4 protein-coding genes and 1 pseudogene are annotated in these 4,209 nt (G+C 66.6%); all 5 read right to left on the bottom strand.

The annotated features are described in order from the left end of the window. Positions 1 to 404: hypothetical protein (locus tag AC01FP_RS16270; protein ID WP_474481714.1), on the bottom strand; the 404-nt coding region annotated here is incomplete at its 3' end. Next, the gene (asnB, locus tag AC01FP_RS16265; protein WP_474481713.1) at positions 394 to 2,193 is read right to left on the bottom strand and encodes an asparagine synthase (glutamine-hydrolyzing); all 1,800 of its coding nucleotides are present in this window, start codon (positions 2,191 to 2,193) and stop codon (positions 394 to 396) included. The genes asnB and AC01FP_RS16270, both read right to left, overlap by 11 nt. 24 nt (positions 2,194 to 2,217) lie before the next feature. Beyond that, a complete protein-coding gene (locus AC01FP_RS16260; protein ID WP_474481712.1) occupies positions 2,218 to 3,177 on the bottom strand; it encodes a GDP-mannose 4,6-dehydratase in 960 nt (319 codons plus the stop codon). An 8-nt stretch (positions 3,178 to 3,185) separates the two neighbouring features. Next, positions 3,186 to 3,851 carry an ELWxxDGT repeat protein gene (locus AC01FP_RS16255; protein WP_474481715.1) on the bottom strand — a complete coding sequence of 222 codons (666 nt, stop codon included), beginning with the start codon at positions 3,849 to 3,851 and terminating at the stop codon, positions 3,186 to 3,188. A 171-nt stretch (positions 3,852 to 4,022) separates the two neighbouring features. Next, positions 4,023 to 4,139: pseudogene (locus AC01FP_RS16250) on the bottom strand (ELWxxDGT repeat protein); the annotation flags it as partial. Positions 4,140 to 4,209: the final 70 nt, after the last annotated feature.

The raw sequence follows: 4,209 nt of genomic DNA, 5'->3' as shown, positions 1-4,209 counted from the left end.
GGCAGGGCGAGCAGCAGCAATCGCTTGAGCAGCAGCTGCAGATCCCCGGGAGTGAGCAGGGCGGGAATGATCAGGATGAGGGGGAGGTGGAGCAGATTGGTGCGGAGCCCGTAGACCCACACATCGAGGGGCACGGTGGAGCCGAGCATCGCCAGCAGGCCACCGCCCCCCATTCCCAGGGCGGTGAGCAGCCAGAAATCGCGCAGCCAGAGCGGCGCCAGCAGGCCGCGGCGATAGCCCTGCCAGAGCAGCACGATGGCGATCGGATCGCGGGCGATGGCGATCAGGGGACCGAGGGCCGCGGGCAGAAACCACTTGCGCAGGGGCCCCTCTAGAATTACCAATGCCGCATACCAGTAGACGAGGTTCCGTTCGAGCACGGGATCGGCAGCATTAGGGATCATCTCGGTTGCGTCGGTCGGCTGGCGAATTCACCGAGCACCACCAGGCTCGGGGCCAGTTGAGTCTGCCGGCTTCAAAGCGCTGCCACTGCTGCTGCAGCCAGCCTGGATCTAGCCAGCCGCTGGCGGTGAGGGCGGCCAGGCGCTGCTGACAGAGGGGCCGCAGGGGGCCCTGCATCCAGGCTGCCATCGGCAGCGTGAAGCCCTGCTTGGGGCGCTCGAGGTAGCCGGGGGGGAAAAGGTCGGCGCAGGCGGCGCGCAGCAGGGCCTTGCCTGGCCGCAGCAGGGAAGCGGGAAGGGCCCACACCAACTCCTGGATGCGCTGATCGAGAAAGGGCACCCGTACCTCCAGGCCGCAGGCCATGCTGAGCACATCACTGTCGCGCAGGAGCATGGGTTCGGTGTAGCCAAACAATTCGGCGCTGCTGATCCTGGCCCAACGATGGCGTGGCAGCGGCAAGGGCGGGCTGGGCCAGGCTACGGGATGCAGCCCGGCGGCTTGCAACTCGCGGTTGCTGGCCCAACGGCGCAGGGCCAGGGCCAGCTGCCAGGGTTCCCAATGCTGCACATCGGCGAGTTTGCGGCCCAGGCGCGGAAGCAGGGCCCTCAGCAGGCTGTGGCGCAGGGGCGGCGGCAGGCCGCGCAGCGGGGTGAGCCAGGGAACCAGCCGGTGCGATGGGTAGCCGCCGAAGAGCTCATCGGCACCGAGGCCGGAGAGGGCCACGCGGATGCCCTTATCCGCCACGGCACGGCTGATCAGGTAGGTGTTAAGGCCATCGGCGCTTGGCACATCGAGGGCCTGGAGCCCCTCTTCCAGCCAGTGGAGCGCCTGGCTGGCGCTGAGGGTGAGGCTGTGGTGCTCGCTGCCGCAATGGCGGGCCATCGCTGCAGCGAGATGGCCTTCATCGATGGCCATGCCGGGGAAGGCCACCGTGAAGGTGCTGATACTGCCAGGGGCGGCGCGGCAGGCGAGGGCCGCGAGGATGCCGGAATCCAGGCCGGAGGAGAGGAAGCAGGCCACCGGCACATCGGCCAGCAGATGCTCCTGCACGCTCTGCTCGAGCAGGGCCCGCAGCTGACTGGCAGCGGTGGCGCCAGCGCGCGGCGGGGTTGGCGACGAGGCGGGCTGGGGCGCCGGCTGGGGGAGAGATGCAAGCAGCAGAGGCCGGTCGGCGCGGATCTCCAGCAGGGCACCGGGAGGCAGGCTGGCGCCCGCCAGGGGGCGGGCCGGATCGAGGGCCACCGGAGTGGTGAGGTGGCCCCAGGCGAGCACCTCGGCGATCTCCTGGGGTTGAAGGGGACTGGGCCAGCCCAGGGCCCGGCGCTCGGAGGCGAAGCGGAGCGTGCCGTTGCGGCGGGCCAGGTAGAGGGGCTTGATGCCGAGCGGATCGCGACCGAGCCAGAGCTGGCGGAGGTGGCTGTCGTAGGCGGCGAAGGCATACATGCCGCGCAGCCGGGGCAGCACCGCCAGGCCCTGCTGGGCAAGGGCTTCCACGAGGGTTTCGCTGTCGCTGTGGCCGCGCCAGGGGACGGGGGCGAGCTCAGGCCGCAGGCTGAGGTGGTTGTAGAGCTCGCCGTTGAACACCAGCGTGAAACGGCCGCAGTGGCTGTGGATCGGCTGGGCGCCGGCGGCAGAGCGGTCCTGGATTGCCAGGCGGGTGTGGCCGAGCCAGCAGTGGCCATCGGGGCTGGGCCAGCTGCCCTGGCCATCGGGGCCCCGCTGGGCGAGCGGGGCAAGGGGCAGCGGGGTGGCGGGCTCCTGCCAGCGCCACTCCCCGATCAGGCCGCACATGACATCTGGGGGAATGGCCGGCGCCTAGAGGAGTTCATCGCGGTGCATCTTCTCCACAATTGTTTCGAGACTGGTGGTGGCCCGCCAGCCCAGCTCGGCGGCGATGCGGGCGGGGTTGAGGGCGGAATAGGAGAGATCGCTAGGGCGCATTAGGGCAGTGTCGCTCACGAGGTGGTCGGCGGCGTTGAGGCCGGCGGCGGCAAAGGCCAGGTCTACGAACTGGCGTAGGGAGGAGGATTGGCCTGAAGCGATCAGGTAATCCTGGGCAGTTGGGGCCTGGAGCATGCGGTGCATGGCCTGCACGTATTCGGGCGCCCAACCCCAATCGCGGGACACCTCGAGATTGCCGAGCACCAGCTGGGTGGCTTCGCCGCGCTGGATACGGCGCACCCCCTGGATGATCTTCTGGGTGACGAAGCGCAGGGGCCGCAGCGGCGATTCGTGGTTGGCAAGGATGCCGGTGCAGCAGAAGATGCCGTAGGCCTCGCGATAGTTGGCCACCTGCCAGAAGGCCGTGCTTTTGGCCACCGCGTAGGGGCTGCGGGGCTGAAACGGCGAGGTTTCATCGGCCGGTTCGCCGCGGGTGTTGCCGAAGCATTCGGAGCTGCCAGCGCTGAAGAAGCGGGTGGGTGCAGCGAGATAGCGGATCACCTCGAGGAAGTTGAGGGTGCCGCCGGCGATCGATTCCATGCATTCAACCGGCTGGTCGAAGGAGAGGCCCACGCTGGTTTGGCCGGCAAGGTTGTAAACCTCATCGGGCTGCACGGAGGCAAGCACCTTGAGCACGCTGCGGAAATCGTTCGGGGCTAGAGACAGCAACTCCACGTCCTGGCGGATGTGGAGCCTGGTGAGCCGCTCGAGATCACAGGTTTGGGCATCGCGACTGGTGCCCACCACCCGATAGCCGGCTGCGAGCAGGTGACGCGCCAGATAGGCCCCATCCTGGCCGGTGATGCCGGCGATGAGGGCAATGGGAGAGGCCATTTAGGACTCTAAAGCAAGCTAGCGCCGAGGTTTAAGGATAACAAATCGAGTCCCCATAATTCACGGCCGATATCGTCAGTGACAGCAGCAAAGAGAAGCGTGTTGCCGGCCACCCCAAAATTAGAGGGGCCTGAACTGAGGGGACCCTCCCGGAGGTCATCCACTAGCACCGTTCCTGCCTCGGTGCCGTCGGACATCCAGAGTTCGCGACCCGTAGTGGGTTCAAAGGCTCCGAAAAATAGTTTATCGCCAGCTACGTAGAGGTTGCTAGGGCTTGATCCGCTTGGCCCGATGTTGATGTCCTTCACCAGGATGGTGCCCGCCTCGGTGCCGTCTGTCTTCCAGAGTTCACGGCCAGTGATCCCATCGTGGGCCGTGAAGAAAACCGTGTCACCCATCACGGCAAAGCCGACGGGGCGAGAGCCTCCACTGCCTGCCTGGATGTCCTTCAGCAAGGTGGTGCCTGCTTCGGTACCGTCCGACGTCCAGAATTCACGACCGCTGATCCCATTGTCTGCAGTGAAGAGCAGGCGACTGCCAAGGGCGGCGACGGGCACCGGTGCGGCGCTGCCCGCACCGGTGAGGATGTCGGCCACGAGCTTGGTTCCAGTGGGCGTGCCATCGCTGACCCACAATTCACGGCCGGTGATGCCATCATCGGCCGTGAAGAACATCTGATCTCCCACGGCTTTCCAGCCTGAGGGGCCAGATCCATTGGATCCTTGCCTAATATCGGCTAATAAAAAAGTGCCAGCTGCGGTGCCGTCGGAAACATAGGCCTCCCTGCCGATCAGACCATTATCGGCGGAGAAGAAAACCTTATCTCCAAGGGTAGTGACCCCAGTTGGTACAGAACCTCTAGAGCCCGGAGCTAGGTCGGCCACGAGCCTCGTGCCGGCCGACGTGCCATCGGTGGCCCACAGTTCGCGGCCAATCAGGCCATCATCTGCGGTGAAGAACAGAAGGTCACCGGCACGTGCTGATCGGTGAGCCCGGCGTCGGCAAAACCGCCGTGGCCGAGCTGCTGGCCCA

Source organism: Cyanobium sp. NIVA-CYA 375 (assembly GCF_056108345.1).
The sequence above is the reverse complement of the archived record's forward strand: the minus strand, read 5'-3'. Positions and strand labels throughout refer to the sequence as shown.

What these genes read in the sequence shown, in the direction of transcription:
- asnB (WP_474481713.1), bottom strand. Translation starts at nt 2,193, where the DNA reads ATGTGCGGCCTGATCGGGGAGTGGCGCTGGCAGGAGCCCGCCACCCCG.
- AC01FP_RS16260 (WP_474481712.1), bottom strand. Translation starts at nt 3,177, where the DNA reads ATGGCCTCTCCCATTGCCCTCATCGCCGGCATCACCGGCCAGGATGGG.
- AC01FP_RS16255 (WP_474481715.1), bottom strand. Translation starts at nt 3,851, where the DNA reads ATGTTCTTCACGGCCGATGATGGCATCACCGGCCGTGAATTGTGGGTC.